We start from the raw sequence: 19,295 nt of genomic DNA on the forward strand, positions 1-19,295 counted from the left end.
CGACATGGCGGGTTTTTTGTTCACAGCTTTTGTTCACAGGGCGACCAGCGGGCCAAAAAAGCCGGTGACGCGCTGCAGCCGCCCGCCCGTCCCCAGCAGGCAGAAATCGACCCCCTCCCGCATCACGCTGCCATCGGCGGCAAGGCGCACGAAACCGAACCGCAGGCCGCCAGGATGGCTGTCGACCATGCTGGTGCGGCGGATGACGCTGCCGGGGAATTTCTCCAGCAGCGCGCCGATATGCGCCACCAGGGCGGCACGGTCGAGATCACGAACCATCGGATCGCTGTAGCGACAATCGTCCGTCCAGGCCACGCGCAACAGGCGGCTCCGCTCACCGGCATCGGATGTGTTCCAGGCCGCACAATAGGTGTCGACCACGTCATCGAGCGCCATCATGGTCGCCTCCCCGGTTTTGCGGGAGTTTAGCAAACTGTGACCGATGGCACAGCCGCGATGCCATGCCCGCGGTAGATGGCGGCGCGACGACGATGCGCCGCGATCATCCATTTTCCCGTACCAAGCTTTCACGCGTCGAATTTCATCCGCGCCGGCCAACAGGTTATGCCGGCCTGCGGCCATCATGGGAGTGATGTGTCATGTCATACCCGAAGGAATTGTCCGCGCTGGAAGCCCTCTGGCGCAGCAAACGCGGCAACCGCCGGCTGCCAAGCCGCAGCGATTTCACGCCGGAGAGCCTGCGGCCATGGCTGGGAAATCTGGGCATCGTGGCAGTGGAACGCGCGCAGCGCCTGCGCTTCCGTGTCCTGCTGTCGGGCACGCGGCTGGACGACTATCGCGGCTTCGGCGTTACCGGCCGGTATCTGGATGAAATCTGCGGCAACGGTTTCCGTTCGATCCGCCGTTACCTGGACTGCGTGACGCGCGGCGAGCCGGTGCATCTGGTGCATGACAATTCATCCAACAGCACGATCTATGCCCAGATGGCCAAGATCCTGCTGCCGCTGAGTGAGGACGGCGTCACCGTCGACCGCATCCTGATGGCGATCTATCCCCTGCCCGCCAATGACGGCGACAGCCTGCCGCAGAACCCAAGCGCGCTGGCGAGCTAGCGCAGGTCAGAGGGGCGGCTTCACGCCCGATGCAGCCTGCGCATCATATGCATCGCGCGCCGCCGTCACCGCCGCGCTGTGGCGGATTGCCCATTCCCATACGCCGCATAAAGCCTCGGTCAGTTCCACGCCAAGGGGCGTCAGCGCGTAATCCACGCGCGGCGGCACTTCTGCATACACCTGTCGCACCACCACGCCGTCGCGCTCCAATTGGCGCAGGGTCTGGGTCAGCATCTTCTGGCTGATTCCATCCAGCCTTTCGCGCAGGCGCGAAAAGCGCATGGCGCCGCGTTCATAGAGTTCGTCCATGGCGCGCAGGCTCCATTTGTCGCCGAAACGCACCATCACCTCGCGCACCAGTTCCTCGGCCTCGGGCGGGATGTAGCAGCCGCCCTCGGCGCAGGCTGCAGGCGCTTCGGGGCGCAGGGCGGGCGGCATGGTTTCCGGCAGGTGCCTATCGGTCGTCGAAAGTGCCTTATTGCTCATGATCTGCGGGGCCCGATATAGGTTTGCTGATGCGGACAGGATACGCGTTCCGAAACGCGGATGCGACCGGCGATATTCTGTCCGCCGTCACAGGATCAGACAAAATCACGAGGTCTTGCCTTCAGCCCGATAAGCTATAGTTCGTTTTACCAGCAGGGGGGCCGCATGTTCGGCCCATATTCACAGCATTGAAAATTCACAGCCGGCACACCCTCTTGAAAGGCCGGCCCATCCATCACATTCCACACCGCCCCAGTGGAGGATCACCATGGCTATTTCATTCACCCTCAACGGACGCCCGGTCACGCTGGATGTCGATCCCGACATGCCGCTGCTGTGGGCCGTACGCGACGAGATCGGCCTGACCGGCAGCAAATTCGGCTGCGGCATGGCGCAATGCGGCGCCTGCACCATGCATGTGGAAGGCCAGCCGGTGCGCGCCTGCTCCACGCCGCTGTCGGCCATCGCCGGCCAGAAGGTCACCACCATCGAGGGCCTGTCGGGCAAGATCGCCAAGGCCGTGCAGGATGCCTGGGTGAAGCACGAGGTCGCGCAATGCGGTTACTGCCAGTCGGGCCAGGTGATGTCGGCCGTGGCGCTGCTGGCCGAGAACAACAAGCCGAGCGACGCCGATATCGACGCCGCCATGCAGGGCAACATCTGCCGCTGCGCCACTTATGTGCGCATTCGCGCCGCCATCCACGATGCCGCCAAGACCGTGAGGGCCTGATCATGACCGACCAGACGAAGATCCAATTCCCCACCGCGTCGCGTCGCCGTTTCCTGCAAGGCAGCGCCGCCGCCTCGCTCGGCCTCGTGGTCGGCTTTCACTGGGCGCCGCGTAACGCGATGGCACAGGCCGCGGCCGCGCCGAAGATGATGAACGCCTTCATCCGCATCGCACCCGACAACACGGTCACCGTGCTGTCCAAGCATCTGGAGATGGGCCAGGGCGTCTATACCGGCCTCGCCACCATCGTGGCCGAGGAGCTCGATGCCGACTGGGCGCAGATCCGCGCCGAGGGCGCACCAGCCGACGCCAAACTCTACAACAACCTGGCCTTCGGCCCTGTACAGGGCACCGGCGGCAGCACCGCCATGGCCAATTCGTGGGATCAGTTACGCAAGGCCGGTGCAACGGCGCGCGCCATGCTGGTGGCCGCCGCCGCCGAGCAATGGAAAGTGCCGGCCGCCGAAATCGTGGTGAACAAGGGCGTGGTCAGCCACAAGTCGGGCAAGAAGGCCAGCTTCGGCCAGCTGGCGGCCAAGGCTGCGACCATGACGCCGCCAGCTGAGGTGCAACTGAAAGACCCGGCCAAGTTCCAGTATATCGGCAAGTCGGTAGCCCGGCTGGACAGCCGCGCCAAGAGCAACGGCACGGCGCAGTTCACCATCGACGTAAAACTGCCCGGCATGCTGACTGCCCTGCTGCAGCGCGCGCCTTTGTTCGGCGCCACGGTGAAAAGCCTTGACGCCAGCAAGGCAAAAGCCGTGCCCGGCGTGGTTGACGTGGTGCAGATTTCCAATGGCGTCGCCGTGGTGGCAAAAAACTTCTGGGCCGCCAGCAAAGGCCGCGAGGCATTGGTGATCGAATGGGACGAGACCAATGCCGAGAAACGCGGCAGCGACCAGATCATGGCCGAATACAGGGAGCTGGCCAAGAAACCCGGCCTGCCGGCGCGCAAGGACGGTAATGTCGAGGAGGCCTTCGCCAAGGCCGCCAAGGTGATCGAGGCGACCTACGATTTCCCCTACCTGGCCCATGCGCCGATGGAGCCGCTGGATTGCGTGGTGAAATATGATGCCAGCGGCGCGGAAATCTGGGCCGGCGACCAGTTCCAGACCATCGACCAGATGAATGCCGCCCGCGTGCTGGGCCTGAAGCCCGAGCAGGTGAAGATCAACACCCTATTCGCCGGCGGCAGCTTCGGCCGCCGCGCCAATACGGTGTCGGACTACATCGTGGAAGGCGCCGAGATTGCGAAAGCAATTGATGGCAAGGCGCCGGTGCGGCTGATCTGGACGCGCGAGGACGACATCCAGGGCGGCCGCTATCGCCCGATGTATCACCACGCGCTGAAGGCCGGCATCGATGCCCAGGGCAACATCGTCGCCTGGCAGCACCGCATCGTCGGCCAGTCGATCATTGCCGGCACGCCGTTCGAGCCGGTGATGGTGAAGGACGGCATCGACGCCACCTCGGTGGAGGGCGCCGCCAACCTGCCCTATGCCATTCCGAACATGAGCGTCGAACTGCACACCACCAAGACCGGCGTGCCGGTGCTGTGGTGGCGGTCGGTGGGCAGCACGCACACCGCCTTCGCCACCGAGGTGTTCCTGGATGAGATCGCCGCCGAGACGAGGCAGGACCCGGTGGCCCTGCGCCGCAAGCTGCTGGCCAAGCATCCGCGCCATCTCGGCGTGCTGAACCTGGCCGCCGAGAAAGCCGGCTGGGGCAAGCCGCTGCCCAAGGGCCGCATGCGCGGCGTGGCGGTGCATGAAAGCTTCGCCTCCTTCGTCGCCGAAGTGGCCGAAGTGGCACTGCAGCCGGACGGAAGCTGGAAGGTGGACAAGGTGGTAGCGGCGGTGGATTGCGGCACCCCGATCAACCCCAACATCATCCGGGCCCAGGTGGAAAGCGGCATCGGCTATGGCCTGTCGGCCACGATCAAGCCCGGCATCAGCCTGAAGGATGGCCGCGTCGAGCAGTCGAACTTCCACGACTACGAAGTGCTGCGCATCCACGAGATGCCGAAGATCGAGGTGCATATCGTGCCCTCGAAGGAAAAGCCGACCGGCATCGGCGAGCCGGGCACCCCGCCGGTGGCGCCGGCGGTGGCCAATGCGCTGATGGCCGGCACGAAGCAGGTGTTCCGCGCCCTGCCCCTGCCCGAGGCGGTGAAATCCGCTTAAAGCATCCGTGCTGAACAAAGCCGGCGGCAGCGACGCCGCCGGCTTTTTTTATGTCGTGAAACGCAGGCTCTGGCGGTGGCGCCACAGCAGCAGCGCGCAGCCGCCGCCCAGCAGCGACAGCGGCAGCATGGCCAGATAGGTGAGGCCGCCGGCCAACGGAAACAGCGGGCCGATCAGCAGCGTGGCGGCGGCCAGCACGGTGGCATTGGCGCCGGTATAGAGCGTCTGCGCCGTGGCCGAGGCATCGGCATCGACGCCATCGGCCAGCAGCCGCATGGCGCCCAGATGGGCGCAGCCGAAGGTGGCGGCATGCAGCAGGTTGAGCAGCACCAGCCATTCGAAGCCGGCCACCGGGCCGGTCAGGCTCCAGCGCAGGATGCCGCCCAGCGCCGCCAGCAGCAGCAACCCGACGCCGCCGGCATGCTGCGCCACGCGCTGACCGAAGGCGAAGAGGATCACCTCGGCCAGCACGCCCTCGGCCCAGAGAAAACCGATCTGCGCATCGCTCAGGCCGGCATCGCGCCATTGCAGAGTGCCGAAGGTGTAGAGCATGGCGTGGCTGGCCTGCAGGCAGGCATTGGCGCCGAGGAAGGCGAGGAACAGGCGGTTGCGCAACAGCCGCAGCACCGGCGCGCCGGCCAGCCTGGGCCGGTCCAGCGGCAGGCGCAGGTCGGGCAGCAGATGGCTGGCCAGCGCCAGCGCCAGCAGGCCGGCCATCAGCAGGGCGAAGATCCAGTCGTCGTCGCGCCCCTTCAGCCACCAGCCGGCCAGGGAGGCGGCAAGGAGGAAGCTGACGCTGCCCCACAGCCGCAGGCGACCGTATTGCAGGCCGTAGCGCGAGGCCGCCAGCAGGGCGACATTTTCGCTGAACGGCGTGATCGGCGACCAGATGGCCGCATGCAGGATGCCGAGCAGGAAGATCGGCCAGAAGCCATGCGTCCACCAGAAGGCGGCAAACAGGGCGAAACTGGCCCAGCTTAAAACAATGATCGCCTGGCGCCGCGCGCCGCTGCGGTCGACCAGATGAGCGGCCGTGGGCCCGGCGGCAAGCCGGATCAGAATCGCGCTGGACAGCACCGCCGAGATTTCCGGGGCGCTCAGGCCGCGCGACTGCAGCCAGACCGACCAGAACGGCAGATGCACGCCGGGAACCAGAAACAGCGCGGCGAAATAGAGGCTGATCCGCCAGCCGATGGTGCGACGCTCGCCGCTCATGGGAAACTCCGGATGCCCAGGAAACGGGCAGGGGAAAATTGTTTACAATATTGAGGCAACAGTGTTTACAATCCCTCTATATGCGGCGCACAACCGGCGCCGGGGGAATCATCCTACATTGTCCGGCCCGGCCGGGCGCGGCAGGGGGACAGAATCGCATGGTGGCGATGGTAGCGGGATGCGGCCGCGGGTTTAAGCGGCGCGGCAGGGGGAAGAGCGTCTGATGCAAGGCCCCGCATTCGTCAAGATCGACGGGGTCAGCCTCGTCTACCGCCAGGCCGAGGAAGAAACCCTGGCGGTTCAGGATCTCAATATCGACATCCAGGAAGGCGAGTTCGTCGCCGTGGTCGGGCCTTCGGGCTGCGGCAAATCCACCCTGATGAAGCTGGTGACCGGCCTGCTGGACACCACGGCGGGCAGCATCACCATCGGCGGCAAGCCGGTGAAAGGCCCGGTGCAGGGCGTGGGCATGGCGTTCCAGAATTCCACCCTGCTGCCCTGGCGCAACACGCTGGACAACGTGATGCTGCCGCTGGAGATCGTCGAGCCGCACAAGCGCCGCCTGCGCAAGGAGAAAAAGGCCTATGTCGAGCAGGCCATGGCCCTACTGAAGACCGTGGGCCTGGCCGATTTCGCCGACAAGTTCCCCTGGCAGCTTTCCGGCGGCATGCAGCAGCGCGCCAATGTCTGCCGCTCCATCATCCACGAGCCGCGCCTGCTGATGCTGGACGAGCCGTTCGGCGCGCTGGACGCCTTCACCCGCGAGGAATTGTGGGGCGTGATGCAGGCCCTGTGGCTGGAAAAGCGCTTCACCGCCATCCTGATCACCCACGACCTGCGCGAGGCGGTGTATCTGGCCGACCGCGTCTTCGTGATGAGCAAGCGGCCGGGCCGCATCATCATGAGCAAGGCCGTCGACATCCCGCGGCCGCGCAGCCTGGAAACCACCTTCGAGCCGCATTTTGGCGAAATCGTGCACGAACTGCGCGAACATATCCATTCGGTGAGGGAATCGTGATGAACGAGAAGGCACTCATCCGCGCGATGCCCTGGCTGGTAACCATCGGCCTGTTCGTGATCTGGGAAGCGCTGTGCATCGCCACCGGCGTGGAGCCCTTCATCCTGCCCCGCCCGACCGTCGTATTCGCCTCCATGGTGCAGTTCGGTCCGCAGATCCTGCATCACTCGCTGCAAACCCTGTTCACCACCACGGCCGGCTTCGCGCTCGGGGTGGTGGGCGGCGCGCTGCTCGGCATCTTCATCGGCGCCTCCCGGCTGGTCTATGTCGGCCTGTATCCGGTGCTGGTCGGCTTCAACTCGATTCCGAAGGTGGCGATCGTGCCGGTGCTGGTGATCTGGTTCGGCATCGGCACCATCCCGGCCATCATCACCGCCTTTGTCATCTCGTTCTTTCCCATCGTGGTGAACGTGGCGACCGGACTTGCCACCATTGAGCCGGAACTGCGCGACGTGCTGCGCTCGCTGGGCGCCACAAAGACGGAAATCCTGACCAAGATTGGACTTCCGCGCGCCATGCCCTATCTGTTCGCTTCGCTGAAGATCGCCATCACGCTGGCCTTCGTCGGCTCGGTGATCGCCGAGACGGTGGCGTCCAACGAGGGCATCGGATACCTGATGCTGTCGGCTTCTTCGAGCTATAATGTGCCGCTGGTTTTCGCCGGTCTGGTCGTCGTCGCCGTGATGGGCGTTCTGATGTATGCCGTGGCGGTGTGGTTCGAGCGGCGCATGACCGGCTGGGCGTTCCGCGGCAGCGACCTGATGAGCTGACCGCCCCCGGGTATCCGCGGGGCAGCATTCCGGAGGCAGCATGTCCGAACCGACCCGGTTCGTATCGCGCGGCCAGGTGATGGTGGTGGGGCCGGATGTGCCCCACACCATGACGGTGCTGGAGTATCTGCGTTTATGCCTGCGCCGCACCGGTTCCAAGGAAGGCTGCGCCGAGGGCGATTGCGGCGCCTGCACCGTGGTGATCGGCGAACTCTCCGACAACGGTCGCCTGCGCTACCGTGCGGTGAATGCCTGCATCCTGTTCCTGCACCAGATTGACGGCAAGGCGCTGTTCACCGTTGACGATCTGGCCGACGAGCATGGCCGCCTGCATCCGGTGCAGCAGGCCATGGTCGATGCCCATGCCTCGCAATGCGGTTTCTGCACGCCGGGCTTCGTGATGTCGCTGTTCGCCTATTTCCGCGGTCACGACAAAGCCGATGACGGGAGCCTGAAGGATAGCCTGGCTGGGAATCTCTGCCGCTGCACCGGCTATCGCCCGATCCTGGAGGCCGGCCATCGCATGTTCGATGACGGCCGGGACGACCGTTTCGCGCGGGAAGAGGCCGCGCTGGCGGCGCAACTTCGCGAGCTGGCGCAAAACCGCCACCGCATGCTGCGGCATTCCACGCCCGAGGGCGACTTCATCGCCCCGCGCAACACGGCAGAACTGGCCGAGACGCTGAACGCCCTGCCGGCAGGGGAAAGCTGGCTGCTGGCCGGCGGCACCGATGTGGGCCTGTGGGTAACCAAGCAGGGCCGCGTGCCGCGCAGCATCGTTTATCTGGGCGGCATTGCCGACCTGAAGCGCATCGACGAGCGCGCGGATGAAACCGAGATCGGCGCCGCCGTCACCTATTCCGATGCCTTTGACGCCATCACGCGGCTGCATCCGGCCTTCGCCCGCATGGTGCGGCGGCTGGGCTCCACCCAGATTCGCAATTCCGGCACGCTGGGCGGCAACATCGCCAATGGCAGCCCGATCGGCGACAGCATGCCGGTTCTGATCGCGCTGGGCGCGACGCTGAAACTGCAGAGCAGCAACGGCATCCGGAGCATGCCGCTGGAGGAATTCTTCATCGGATATCGCAAAACGGCACTGCGGCCGGGCGAGTTTGTCGCCAGCGTGACGGTGAAAAAGCCCGGACCGCAGAGCCATGTCGGCATCTACAAGCTCTCGAAACGGTTCGACCAGGATATTTCTGCCGTTCTGGCCGCTTTTCATGTGGTGCTGGATGCGGGCACGGTGAAATCGGCACGGCTGGCCTATGGCGGCATGGCCGGCATTCCGGCCCGCGCCAGGCAGGCCGAAGCAGCACTGGCCGGCAAACCCTTCACAGCCGAAGGCATTGCGCCCGCCTTGGCCGCACTGGCCGTCGACTTCACGCCGATGAGCGACATGCGCGCCTCGGCCGCCTATCGCCTGCTGGCAGCGCAGAACCTGCTGCGCAAGTTCTGCGTGGAAGTGAATACCGGTACATCCATCGGCGTGGAGGCGGCGGAATGACGTCGGTCGTCCACAAGCCGATCAGGCACGACAGCGCGGCCAAGCATGTGGCCGGCACGGCGCGCTACATCGACGACCTGCCTGAGCCCGAGGGCCTGCTGCATGCCGCGCTGTGCTTAAGCGACCGGGCCCATGCGAAGATCCTGAGCATCGACCTGTCCGCCGCGCTGGCCCTGCCCGGCGTGGCGGCCGCCATCACCGTGCAGGACGTGCCCGGCGATCCTGATATCGCCCCGGTCATCAAGGGCGAGCCGGTGCTGGCGAAAGGCGTGGTGGAGTTCCATGGCCAGCCGGTGGCGGCGATCGCGGCCACCGATCTTGCCACCGCGCGGCGCGCGGCGCGGCTCGTGCGCGTGACCTATGAAGACCTGCCGGCGATTTTGAGCATAGAAGAGGCGCTGGATAAACAGAGCCTGCTGATGCCGCCGCTGGGGCTGAAGCGCGGCGATGCAGCCGGTGCCATCGCCAGGGCGCCGCATAAACTGTCGGGCGAATTGCGCCTGGGCGGGCAGGACCATTTCTACCTGGAAGGCCAGGTCAGCATCGCCGAGCCGCGCGAAGACGGCGACATGATGATGCGCTGCTCGACGCAGCATCCATCGGAGGTGCAGAAACTGGTGGCCCGCGTGCTGGGCCGGCCGATGCATGCGGTGACGGTGGAGTGCCGGCGCATGGGCGGCGGCTTCGGCGGCAAGGAAACCCAGGCCGCGCAATTCGCCTGCATCGCCGCCCTGCTGGCGCTCCGGACCGGTCGGCCGGTGAAGCTGCGGCTCGACCGCGACGAGGACATGATCACCACCGGCAAGCGGCACGATTTCCTCGTCCGCTACGACGTGGGATTCGACGATGCCGGCCGCATCCTGGGCTATGACCTGATGCTGGCGGCACGCGGCGGCTGGGCGGCAGACCTGACCGGAGCCATCGTCGACCGCGCCGTGTTCCATGCCGATTCCAGCTATTACCTGCCGGACGTGACCATCACCGGCTATGGCTGCAAGACCAATACGGTCTCAAACACCGCCTTCCGCGGCTTCGGCGGACCGCAGGGCATGGCGGCGACGGAATACGTGATCGACGAGATCGCGCGACATCTGGACCGCGATCCGCTGGAGGTGCGGCTGGCCAACCTGTATGGCCGCGACGACCGCAACGTCACGCCGTATTTCCAGACCATCCGCGACAACATCCTGCCCGAACTGTTCGACGAAATTCTGGCCAGCAGCGACTACAAGAAGCGTCGTCAGGAGATCGACACCTTCAACGCGCAGAGCCCGCATGTGAAGAAGGGGCTGGCGATCACGCCGGTGAAGTTCGGCATTTCCTTCACCACCACCTTCCTCAACCAAGCCGGCGCCCTGGTGCTGATCTACGAGGATGGTTCCGTGCAGATCAACCACGGCGGCACCGAGATGGGCCAGGGCCTGTATGTGAAGGTGGCGCAGGTGGTGGCCGAAACGCTGGGCGTGGCGCTGGACAAAATCCGTATTACCGCGACGCGCACCGACAAGGTGCCCAACACCTCGGCCACGGCAGCCTCGTCGGGCGCCGACCTGAACGGCAAGGCGGCGGAACATGCCGCGCTGGACCTGCGCGGCCGCCTGGCGCAGGTGGCGGCGCCTTTGCTGGGCGTGCCGGCGGAGCAGATCGTCTTCAGGGATGACATGGTCAGCGGTGGCGGCAAGGCACTGCCGTTCGCCGAGGTGGCACACAAGGCCTGGCTGGCGCGCGTGTCGCTGGCGGCATCAGGTTTCTATGCCACGCCGGACATCCATTTCGACCGTGCCAGCGGCCGTGGCAATCCCTTCTATTATTTCGCCTATGGCGTGGCGGCGACCGAGGCCATCGTGGACTGCTTCACCGGCGAATACCGCTTCACCCGCGCCGACCTGCTGCATGATTGCGGCAACTCGCTCAATCCCGCCATCGACCTGGGCCAGGTGGAAGGCGGCTATGTGCAGGGGCTGGGCTGGCTGACCATGGAGGAACTGTGGTGGGACGACAGGGGCCGCCTGCGCACCCATGCCCCCAGCACTTACAAGATCCCGACCGCGCGCGATCTGCCGGCCGATTTCCGCGTCAAACTGGTGCATGGCCGCGCCAATCCGGCCCAGACGGTCTATCGCTCGAAGGCCGTGGGCGAGCCGCCCTTCATGCTGGCGATCTCGGGCTGGCTGGCGCTGAAGGATGCGATTGCGGCCGCCGCCGGAACAAGCCTTGTGCATCTGGATGCGCCGGCCACGCCGGAACGTGTGCTGCTGGCGATTGAAGCCGCAAAACGGCAGGCGAAAGCCCCAACGACAATGGCGGCGAAATGACCTCGTTCTGGCTGAATGCCCTGACCGATCTGGATGCGCGCGGCATTCCCGCCGTACTGATCACCGTGGCCGCCACCGAGGGTTCGGCGCCGCGCGAGGCCGGCACCAAGATGGTGGTGACGCCCGACGAGGCCATCGGCACCATCGGCGGCGGCACCCTGGAATTTCGCGCCATCGACATCGCGCGCCAGATGCTGGCCGGCAAGCAGGCGCCGAGCTTACGCAAATTCCCGCTCGGCCCTTCGATGGGGCAATGCTGCGGCGGCACCGTAACGCTTCTGTTCGAGCCGCAGCGGCCGGACCTGTTCACCGTCGCCCTGTTCGGCGCCGGCCATGTGGGCAAGGCCATGGTGCAGGTGCTCTCGGCCCTGCCCTGCAAAATCCGCTGGTTCGACCCGCGACCCGATGCTTTCCCCGATCACGTGCCGCCCGGCGTGGAGATCGAAATCACCAACGCACCGGAACGCGAGGTGACGAGCCTGCCCGACAATGCCTGGCTGCTGATCATGAGCCACAGCCATGCGCTCGACCTTGGCATCGCGGCCAAGGCATTGCAGGAAAGCCGTTTCAGCTTCGTCGGCCTGATCGGATCGGAGACCAAGCGCGCGCGTTTCGTGAAGCGCTTTCGCGAAGTGGGCCTGAGCGACGAACAGATCGCCCGCCTGACCTGCCCCATCGGCATCGACGGGATTTCCGGCAAGCATCCGGGCGAAATCGCGATCGCCACGGCGGCGCAGATCCTGAAACTGCGCGAGGCGCAGAAACGGACCTTGCGCGTGGTGGACGAAAGCGCGGCCTGACCCGGCCTACAGCCCCAGGATCTTGAGCTGTTCCTCCAGCTCTGGATTCGACATCGGATAATCGGTGCCGTTGCGGGCGTTCAGCATCATGCGCGGCGGCACGCGGGCGATGTCGCGCTGGACCATAACGGCCGTGCGCATGCTGAACTTGGCGCGCCAGACCAGCGCGGTGATCAGGCGGCCGTTGCGCGCCTCCATCGCCTTCTGGATCACCGACAACGGGATGCGCCCGTTCTGCACCAGGGCCTGCAGCACGAAATTGCGGTCGTTGCGCTCGATGGCCTCCTGCACCGCGTCGTTGTCGAGCTTGCGGTCCTTGATCAGCTTTTTCACCTTTGCCTCGGCCTCGGCCATCGGCGTATGCGATTCCTGCTCGTCCTTTTCCGCCGCTTCTTCCTCGGCATCACCATCGAGTTTCACATCAAGACGGCGTTCCATCACCTGCCGCACCTCGGCCAGGGCATCGGCGGGCAGATCCTTGCGGTCGGCCAGAAGTTTCAGCAGCGAGGCGGCAACGAAGCCGGCGATGCGTTTGGCCGCCTTGCCCGGCAGGTTGGGGCGATGCACCAGCGGCTCGTGCCAGACCTCGTTGCTCGGCGCAGCATCCAGGATCAGGTCGAGGGTTTCCTCGCGGATCTGCGCCGAATCGTTGGCCAGCAGGGAGGCCACCGCCGAAACATCGCGGGTGGCGGCGATGGCATCCGACACGCCGGGCGACAGGCCGACGCGGCGGGCAATGGCGGTGAGCGCACCCGACTGGGCTGAGCTGGCAACGATCTCGCGCAGATCGTCGTCGGTCAGCAGCGGCGAGAATTGCAGCACCGGCGCCGAGACGATCAGTTCGACATCCAGCGCCAGCTGCTTGACCAGATGATGCGGCACGTTGCTGGCGGATTTCAACGCCTCGGACAGCGCCGCGCGGATGCGGGTCAGTTCGTCCTGTGCCAGCAATTCCAGGGTCTGGATCGCCATCTCGCGCGCCTTGCTGGCTTCATCCGCCGGCATGTCGGGCAGCAGACGGGCCACCTTCTCGGCCAGGCGGCGACGCACTTCCTCGGAGGCGTCATTGGCCAGCAGCAGATAGGCATGGGCCGGGGTTGCCTCGTTCTCGGCAATGGCGCGACGGACCTCCTCGGCCTCGTCGACCGCCAGGTAATAGAGGATTTCCGGCTGGGTATCGGCGCGCTTCGCCAGTTTCAGGCGCACGGCCGGGTCTTGCGATGCCGCCAGCGCCTTGGCCTTTTCGTAATCCATGTCGTTGGCCATCACGCCGCGACCTCGCCTTCAGCATCGGGCGGCGCGGCGATGTGGCTGCGTCCCTTGCCGCCCTTCTTGGCGGCGTACATCGCTTCGTCAGCCCGCGCAATCAGCGACTCGGCGCCTTCCTGCTCGTCGAGGCGGGAAAACACGATGCCGATGGAATAGCCGAGCGGAAAACCTTCGACGCCATACCGGCTGTTGATCTCGCGTGCCGCTTCGTGCAGGCGGGCGGCGATTGACTCCGCCGCCGCGCGGTCGCTTTCCTCCAGCCAGAGCAGGAATTCATCGCCGCCGATGCGCGAGGCCAGATCGACGGCACGCAGCATGCGCTTCGCCGCCTCGGCCACGGCCTTGAGCACCTCGTCACCGGCCTGGTGGCCGCGCACGTCGTTCACCTTCTTGAAGTTGTCGAGATCGAAATAGATCAGGGTGCCGCGCAGCTTGTTGCGGAAATGCCGCGGCAGGCGCTTGTCGAGTTCAGCCAGGAAGGCACGGCGATTGAGCAGGCCGGTCAGGCCGTCGGTATTGGCCAGGCGGTTGAGCTGCTTGTGGGCGCGGCGCAGGGCATCGACGCGCTCGCGCGCCTCGGTCACGTCGCGCGCCACGCCGCGCACGCCGAGCCAGGCGCCCCTGGTATCACGCACCGGCAGGCACGACACCTCGAAACAGCCGACCGAACCGTCCTTCCGGCGCAGGAAGATTTCGGCGGCTTCCATCGGCAGCGCCGCCTCAAAGGGCAGCGCCGCCGGCCGCGGCGTGTCGGGCGTGTCCTCGGCCAGCAGGTTGCGTGCCAGCGTGCCTTCCAGTTCCCGCGCGCTGAACCCCAGCGCGCCGCGCGGCGAGACGAAGCCGAATGTGCCGTCGGCCTTGGTCTCCCAGGCGAAATCGGTGGAGCAGGTGACCAGATCCTTGAAGAGCTGGCGCGACTGCATCAGCGCCTGGGTCAGGTTGCGCTCCAGCGTGCCGTCGCGGCCGAGCAGCAGCAGGCGGCGGCCGGCATGCCCGTCGCCATAGGCGATCAGCGTGAGCTGCCAGGCCGTGCCGCCGCGCGGGCCGGGCAGGTCGGCGCGGTCCTGCCGCGTCCTGCCATCCTGCAGGGCAGCATCGATGCTCGCCGCCAGAGCCGGCAGGCGCCCCGCGCCCAGTTCGGCCAGCAGGGTATCGGCCGCCGGATTGGCCAGCAGCACGCCGCCTTCGCCATCGAACAGAACAGCCGGGCCGGGGAAGGCCGGCACCAGCGCTTCCGGCGCCAGACCGGAACCGCCGCCCGCCTGCGTTGCTGTTGCGCTGTCGGGCAACCGCCCCTCCCTGCCGCCGTGAACCGAAGGAGCCTTCTCGGGCCCCGAATGCTCGCCATTCTAGCCAGAAGCCCCTATGGTGCGAAACCGTGATCAGACCGCCCTCCCTGCCGCTTGCCGATGCCGGCGCCGCCCCCGTCCCGCCGCTGCGCGATGCCGAGCTGGCGCGTGCCGAGACCTGGATCTTCGACCTCGACAACACGCTGTATCCGGCCGAATGCAACCTGTTCGCCCAGATCGACCAGCGCATGGGCGCCTTCATCGGCGAACTGTTCGGCGTCGACCCCATCGAGGCGAAACGGCGGCAGAAGGGCTTCTTCCAGGCCCATGGCACCACCCTGCGCGGCCTGATGGTCGAGCATGGCGTCGATCCGCAGGCCTTTCTGGATTACGTGCACGACATCGACGTATCGGTGGTGTCCCCGCTGCCGCATCTGGCGGCGGCGCTGGACCGCCTGCCCGGCCGCAAGCTGATCTACACCAACGGCACCGTGGCCCATGCCGGCCGCGTGCTGGACCGGCTGGGCATCGCCGACCGTTTCGAGGGTGTGTTCGACATCGTGGCATCGGCCTACCTGCCCAAACCGCAGGAATCGCCCTACCGCCAGATGGTGCAGCATTACGGCATCGCGCCGCATCGCAGCGTCATGGTGGAAGACATGGCCCGCAACCTGAAGCCGGCAGCCGGCCTCGGCATGACCACCATCTGGGTTCCCACCGCCTCGGCCTGGGCCCAGCCCGATCCGGACGACGACCATATTCACCATGTGGCGAGCGACCTGCCGGCCTTTCTGGCCGCCCTGCCCCTGGATTAACCGGAGGACTGGGCAAGGCATCGGGCGGGCCGGAATCGGCCCGGCCGGCGGGCCTGACAGGCGTTGACTCAAGTGGCCCGGCCGCTATTGTCTCGCGGCTTTTCCGGCTTTCACTACGAGGATATCCCGATGACCGACGCCACGCTCAAGGCCCAGCTGCAGCCCGTGATCGATGCCGCCTGGGAAACCCGCGACCAGGTCAATTTCCAGACCAAGGGCGAGGTGCGCGACGCGGTGGAAGCCACGCTGAACGCGCTGGACGAGGGCAAGCTGCGCGTGGCCGAGAAGGTCGGCGGCAAGTGGGAGGTGAACCAGTGGGCCAAGAAGGCCGTACTGCTCAGCTTCCGCCTGACCGACAACATGTTGATCTCGGATGCGCCGGGCGGCGCGCACTGGTTCGACAAGGTGCCGTCGAAATTCGCCGGCTGGAGCGAGCAGCGTTTCCGCGGCGCCGGTTTCCGCGCCGTGCCGGGCGCCGTGGTGCGGCGCGCCGCCTATATCGCACCGGGCGTGGTGCTGATGCCCAGCTTTGTGAACCTGGGCGCCTATGTCGACAGCGGCACCATGGTCGATACCTGGGCCACCGTGGGCTCCTGCGCCCAGATCGGCAAGAACGTGCATCTTTCCGGCGGCGCCGGCATCGGCGGCGTGCTGGAGCCTTTGCAGGCCAATCCGGTGATCATCGAGGATAACTGCTTCATCGGCGCGCGCGCCGAGGTAGCCGAGGGCGTGATCGTCGAGGAGGGCTCGGTGCTGTCGATGGGCGTGTATCTCGGCGCCTCGACCAAGATCATCGATCGCGCCACCGGCGAGGTGTTCCAGGGCCGCGTGCCGGCCTATTCGGTGGTGGTGTCGGGCAGCCTGCCGGGCAAGCCGCTGCCCAACGGCCAGCCGGGCCCGTCGCTGTATTGCGCGGTGATCGTCAAGCGCGTGGATGCGCAGACCCGTTCGAAGACGTCGATCAACGAGCTCCTGCGCGACTGATCACGCTTCGTTAACGGAGCACGGCAAAACTGGCCCGAATCAGCGAGCCATACCATGCCAGCAGATCGCCGCATCGATCCGAAAACCTTCCGCAGCGCGACCATCCTGGTGGCCGAGGGCAATCGCGCCCTGCGCCATGCCCTGCGCAATGTGCTGCTGGGCATGGGGTTTCCCACCATCATGCTGACCGGCAATTCCGCCGAGACGATGCGCCAGCTCATGCTGGACCCGCCCAGCGTGCTGCTGCTGGACCACAAGCTGCCCGGCGCGGACGGCCTGATGCTGGTGCGGCGGCTGCGTCGCGATACCGGCGATATGGGCCGGATGCCGATCATCCTGATGGCCGAGACGCCGGATGCCGCCCTGGTGCTGGCCGCGCGCGATGCCGGGGTCAGTGAAATCGTGATCAAGCCGCCGGCCGTCGAGGCTCTGGTGGTGCGGCTGATGTCGGTGCTGAAAGCACCGCGTCCTTTCGTGCGGGTCAGCAGCTTCATCGGCCCCGACCGCCGCCGGCTGGGCGACCGCCGCCGCGGCGCCGACCGCAGGTTCATCGAGCTGGAGCCGGAGGACATCTCGGGTTCCGACCGCCGCCAGCGCTCGACCCGTCGCAGCGGCCGCGACCGCCGCGGCAAGGCCAAGCCTGCCTAGCGCAGCGAAGCGGCCCGGACAAAAGAAAGGCCGGTCGGGCGGGGTGTCCGATCCGGCCGGGCGCGAGACGGCGCCGAGATGCCACCAGCCTAGCCCGGCGGCATGACTGGGCCATGACAACCGCCGCGCGTCACCCGTCGCCTTAGAGCGGATGCCCAGGCAGCACTGGCGCCGGCCAGAACCGCCGGGCAATATCGCGGCAGGCAATATCGGCTCGCGGCATTTTGTACGCTTGCATTACTATTGTTCCTCGCTACAATCCGGCGTCATAACAAGCCGCGGCCCAGACGCCCGACGGCCAGGGAGGAACAGCAGCCGTGCCGGCATCCGTCCGCAACGGAACCGCAAGCGAAATGCGCAAGGGCGAGATGCGCAAGCCGGACTTGCGCAAGGCCGACCGGCGCAGCCCTGCCCCGGTCCATTACGGCACCCTGCCCAACCATGTCGGCTATCTGTTGCGCCTGGCCCAGTTGCGGGTCTGGGAGGATTTCTACGCCCGCATCGGCCCCACCGGGGTGAGCCCGGCGCTGTTTTCCGCACTGATGCTGATCGAGCACAATCCAGGCCTGCAGCAGAGCCGGCTGGGTGAAGCTTTGGGCGTGGCGCGCTCGGGCGCCATGGCGATGGTGGATCGGCTGGAGCGGCTGGGCCTGGTGGAGCGGCGTGCCGATCCCCATGACCGTCGCGCCTACGGGCTGTTCCTCACCGCGCCCGGCGAACGCCAGATGGCGGAACTAATCGAGCGCGTGAAAAGCCACGACAAACTGATCAACCAGGTGCTGAGCCAGCAGGAACACGACACGTTGATGCGCCTGCTGCGCAAATTCATCGCCGCGCCGGCGCTCACCGGCGAGGCCCATTCCGCGCCGGACAACGATCCGGTAGCGTCGCGTACCAAGCGCGCCGGCCAAACCGGGCGGCGGCAGACCATCTCTAGGGAGGACAGACCATGAGCAGCAAGATTACCCGCCGTCAGTTTGCCGCTTCGGCGGCCGCGGGCGCCGCCATCGTGGCCGGCGCTTCGCCGTTCAACATCGTGCGCGCCCAGCCCAAGGCGCTCAAAATCGGCTCGATCCATCCGCGGTCGGGCTTCCAGGCCCAGCTTGGCATCGCCTGCCAGCGCGGCATCGACATCGCGCCGCGCGTGCTCAAGCAGCTTGGCATCGCCGCCGAAGTCGAGATCATGAATGCCGACACCGAGTCGAACGTCGATATCGCCCGCTCGCGTGCCGAGAAGCTGATCAACGACGGCGCCAACGTGCTGATCGGCGCCTTCGATTCCGGCCAGTCGGCCGCCATCGCCCAGGTCGCCGAACAGAAGGGCGTGCCCTACATCATCAACGTGGCTGCCGCGCCGCAGATCACCGAACAGGGCTACAAGTTCGTGTTCCGCAACTTCCCGACCGCGCCCATGCTGGTCGGCGACGGCCTGAACCTGATGAAGGGCGTGTTCGAGAAGAGCGGCATTACGCCGAAGACCGCCGTGTTCATGCATGTGAACGACACCTTCGGCCAGGCCATGGCCGGCGCGATCAAGGCGATGGCCCCGCGCTTCAACCTGCCGTTCCAGATCGTCGAGACCATCGCCTACGACCCGCAGGCGAAGGATCTGTCGGTTGAAATCGCCAAGGCAAAGGCCACCGGTGCTGACATGGTGATGCCGGTGACGCGCCTGAACGACGCCATCCTGATGGTGCGCGAGATGGTGAAACAGCGCTGGGAACCGAAGATCGTGATGAGCCCCGGCGCGCCGGGCTTCTACGAGAACCAGTTCTACAAGACGCTGGGCAAGTTCTCGAATTACATGATCACCAACGTGCCGTGGTACAATCCGCGTTCTTCGATCACCCAGAAGCTGCTCGACGAGTTCACCAAGTCCTACAAGGGCGAACTGTTCGAGCTCAATGTCGGCTTCTCGTTCGAGGCCGTCATGGTGGCGGTCGATGCCTTCAACCGGGCCAAGAGCACGGACGGCAAGACCCTGGCCGACGCGATCCGCCAGACCAAGATCGACAACCACGTCATGGCCGGCGGCACCCTGCAGTTCGACGCCAAGGGCCAGAACGTCAACATCAAGTCGGTGACGCTGCAGAACCTGGACCAGCGGCCGAAGGTGGTGCTGCCGCTCGACATCGCAGAGGACAACCTGCTGCTGCCGATGCCGAGCTGGAGCAAGCGCTAACCCGAACCCGA

At 66.2% G+C, this 19,295-nt stretch carries 18 protein-coding genes; 13 read left to right on the forward strand and 5 right to left on the reverse strand.

The annotated features are described in order from the left end of the window. Positions 1 to 33 precede the first annotated feature (33 nt). A complete protein-coding gene (locus ACK4FK_RS16800; RefSeq protein WP_409746333.1) occupies positions 34 to 399 on the reverse strand; it encodes a hypothetical protein in 366 nt (121 codons plus the stop codon). A gap of 200 nt (positions 400 to 599) precedes the next feature. Between ACK4FK_RS16800 and ACK4FK_RS16805 the strand changes: the two genes are divergently transcribed. Further along, the gene (locus ACK4FK_RS16805) at positions 600 to 1,073 is read left to right on the forward strand and encodes a PAS domain-containing protein (protein ID WP_409746334.1); all 474 of its coding nucleotides are present in this window, start codon (positions 600 to 602) and stop codon (positions 1,071 to 1,073) included. 6 nt (positions 1,074 to 1,079) lie between these two features. On the opposite strand, the gene ACK4FK_RS16810 is transcribed toward ACK4FK_RS16805, so the two are convergent. Next, positions 1,080 to 1,559 (reverse strand): winged helix-turn-helix transcriptional regulator, encoded by a 480-nt coding sequence (locus tag ACK4FK_RS16810; RefSeq protein WP_409746335.1) that lies wholly within the window; start codon positions 1,557 to 1,559, stop codon positions 1,080 to 1,082. 268 nt (positions 1,560 to 1,827) lie between these two features. Here ACK4FK_RS16810 and ACK4FK_RS16815 point away from each other — a divergent pair, with 268 nt between their 5' ends. Both ACK4FK_RS16815 and ACK4FK_RS16820 read left to right on the forward strand, forming a co-directional pair. Beyond that, the gene (locus tag ACK4FK_RS16815; RefSeq protein ID WP_409746336.1) at positions 1,828 to 2,289 is read left to right on the forward strand and encodes a (2Fe-2S)-binding protein; all 462 of its coding nucleotides are present in this window, start codon (positions 1,828 to 1,830) and stop codon (positions 2,287 to 2,289) included. Positions 2,290 to 2,291: 2 nt separating this feature from the next. After that, positions 2,292 to 4,472 (forward strand): molybdopterin cofactor-binding domain-containing protein, encoded by a 2,181-nt coding sequence (locus tag ACK4FK_RS16820; RefSeq protein WP_409746337.1) that lies wholly within the window; start codon positions 2,292 to 2,294, stop codon positions 4,470 to 4,472. 48 nt (positions 4,473 to 4,520) lie between these two features. On the opposite strand, the gene ACK4FK_RS16825 is transcribed toward ACK4FK_RS16820, so the two are convergent. Continuing rightward, a complete protein-coding gene (locus ACK4FK_RS16825) occupies positions 4,521 to 5,687 on the reverse strand; it encodes an MFS transporter (protein ID WP_409746338.1) in 1,167 nt (388 codons plus the stop codon). Between the two features lie 223 nt (positions 5,688 to 5,910). Here ACK4FK_RS16825 and ACK4FK_RS16830 point away from each other — a divergent pair, with 223 nt between their 5' ends. The 5 genes from ACK4FK_RS16830 to xdhC are packed head-to-tail and all read left to right on the forward strand — an operon-like array spanning position 5,911 to position 12,097. After that, positions 5,911 to 6,705 carry an ABC transporter ATP-binding protein gene (locus tag ACK4FK_RS16830; RefSeq protein WP_409746339.1) on the forward strand — a complete coding sequence of 265 codons (795 nt, stop codon included), beginning with the start codon at positions 5,911 to 5,913 and terminating at the stop codon, positions 6,703 to 6,705. After that, positions 6,705 to 7,475 carry an ABC transporter permease gene (locus ACK4FK_RS16835; RefSeq protein WP_409746340.1) on the forward strand — a complete coding sequence of 257 codons (771 nt, stop codon included), beginning with the start codon at positions 6,705 to 6,707 and terminating at the stop codon, positions 7,473 to 7,475. The genes ACK4FK_RS16830 and ACK4FK_RS16835 overlap by 1 nt, the downstream gene beginning before the upstream one ends. A gap of 40 nt (positions 7,476 to 7,515) precedes the next feature. Further along, on the forward strand, positions 7,516 to 8,982 hold the full coding sequence (gene xdhA, locus ACK4FK_RS16840; protein ID WP_409746341.1) for a xanthine dehydrogenase small subunit: 1,467 nt from the start codon (positions 7,516 to 7,518) through the stop codon (positions 8,980 to 8,982). Then, complete coding sequence (gene xdhB, locus ACK4FK_RS16845) at positions 8,979 to 11,297, forward strand: xanthine dehydrogenase molybdopterin binding subunit (protein ID WP_409746342.1); 2,319 nt, start codon at positions 8,979 to 8,981, stop codon at positions 11,295 to 11,297. Before xdhA ends, xdhB begins: the two co-directional genes overlap by 4 nt. Then, on the forward strand, positions 11,294 to 12,097 hold the full coding sequence (xdhC, locus tag ACK4FK_RS16850; RefSeq protein ID WP_409746343.1) for a xanthine dehydrogenase accessory protein XdhC: 804 nt from the start codon (positions 11,294 to 11,296) through the stop codon (positions 12,095 to 12,097). The genes xdhB and xdhC overlap by 4 nt, the downstream gene beginning before the upstream one ends. A gap of 6 nt (positions 12,098 to 12,103) precedes the next feature. On the opposite strand, the gene ACK4FK_RS16855 is transcribed toward xdhC, so the two are convergent. Together ACK4FK_RS16855 and ACK4FK_RS16860 are read right to left on the reverse strand one after the other, a co-directional pair. After that, positions 12,104 to 13,363 carry a DUF2336 domain-containing protein gene (locus ACK4FK_RS16855; RefSeq protein WP_409746344.1) on the reverse strand — a complete coding sequence of 420 codons (1,260 nt, stop codon included), beginning with the start codon at positions 13,361 to 13,363 and terminating at the stop codon, positions 12,104 to 12,106. Beyond that, positions 13,363 to 14,655, reverse strand: coding sequence for a diguanylate cyclase domain-containing protein (locus ACK4FK_RS16860; protein WP_409746345.1), 1,293 nt, complete (start codon positions 14,653 to 14,655; stop codon positions 13,363 to 13,365). The genes ACK4FK_RS16855 and ACK4FK_RS16860 overlap by 1 nt, the downstream gene beginning before the upstream one ends. A gap of 89 nt (positions 14,656 to 14,744) precedes the next feature. Here ACK4FK_RS16860 and ACK4FK_RS16865 point away from each other — a divergent pair, with 89 nt between their 5' ends. From ACK4FK_RS16865 to ACK4FK_RS16885, 5 genes are all read left to right on the forward strand, one after another. Then, positions 14,745 to 15,470 (forward strand): pyrimidine 5'-nucleotidase, encoded by a 726-nt coding sequence (locus tag ACK4FK_RS16865; RefSeq protein WP_409746346.1) that lies wholly within the window; start codon positions 14,745 to 14,747, stop codon positions 15,468 to 15,470. Between the two features lie 129 nt (positions 15,471 to 15,599). Further along, positions 15,600 to 16,454: a 2,3,4,5-tetrahydropyridine-2,6-dicarboxylate N-succinyltransferase gene (gene dapD / locus ACK4FK_RS16870; RefSeq protein WP_409746347.1), complete on the forward strand. Its 855-nt coding sequence runs from the start codon at positions 15,600 to 15,602 to the stop codon at positions 16,452 to 16,454. Between the two features lie 54 nt (positions 16,455 to 16,508). Further along, on the forward strand, positions 16,509 to 17,102 hold the full coding sequence (locus ACK4FK_RS16875) for a response regulator (protein ID WP_409746348.1): 594 nt from the start codon (positions 16,509 to 16,511) through the stop codon (positions 17,100 to 17,102). A 317-nt stretch (positions 17,103 to 17,419) separates the two neighbouring features. Then, positions 17,420 to 18,055: a MarR family winged helix-turn-helix transcriptional regulator gene (locus tag ACK4FK_RS16880; RefSeq protein WP_409746349.1), complete on the forward strand. Its 636-nt coding sequence runs from the start codon at positions 17,420 to 17,422 to the stop codon at positions 18,053 to 18,055. Beyond that, positions 18,052 to 19,284, forward strand: a complete 1,233-nt coding sequence (locus tag ACK4FK_RS16885) for an ABC transporter substrate-binding protein (protein ID WP_409746350.1) — start codon at positions 18,052 to 18,054, stop codon at positions 19,282 to 19,284. Before ACK4FK_RS16880 ends, ACK4FK_RS16885 begins: the two co-directional genes overlap by 4 nt. Positions 19,285 to 19,295 lie beyond the last annotated feature (11 nt).

The sequence above is a fragment of the Ferrovibrio sp. genome (assembly GCF_046297895.1).
In the GTDB taxonomy this organism is placed as follows: Bacteria; Pseudomonadota; Alphaproteobacteria; order Ferrovibrionales; family Ferrovibrionaceae; genus Ferrovibrio.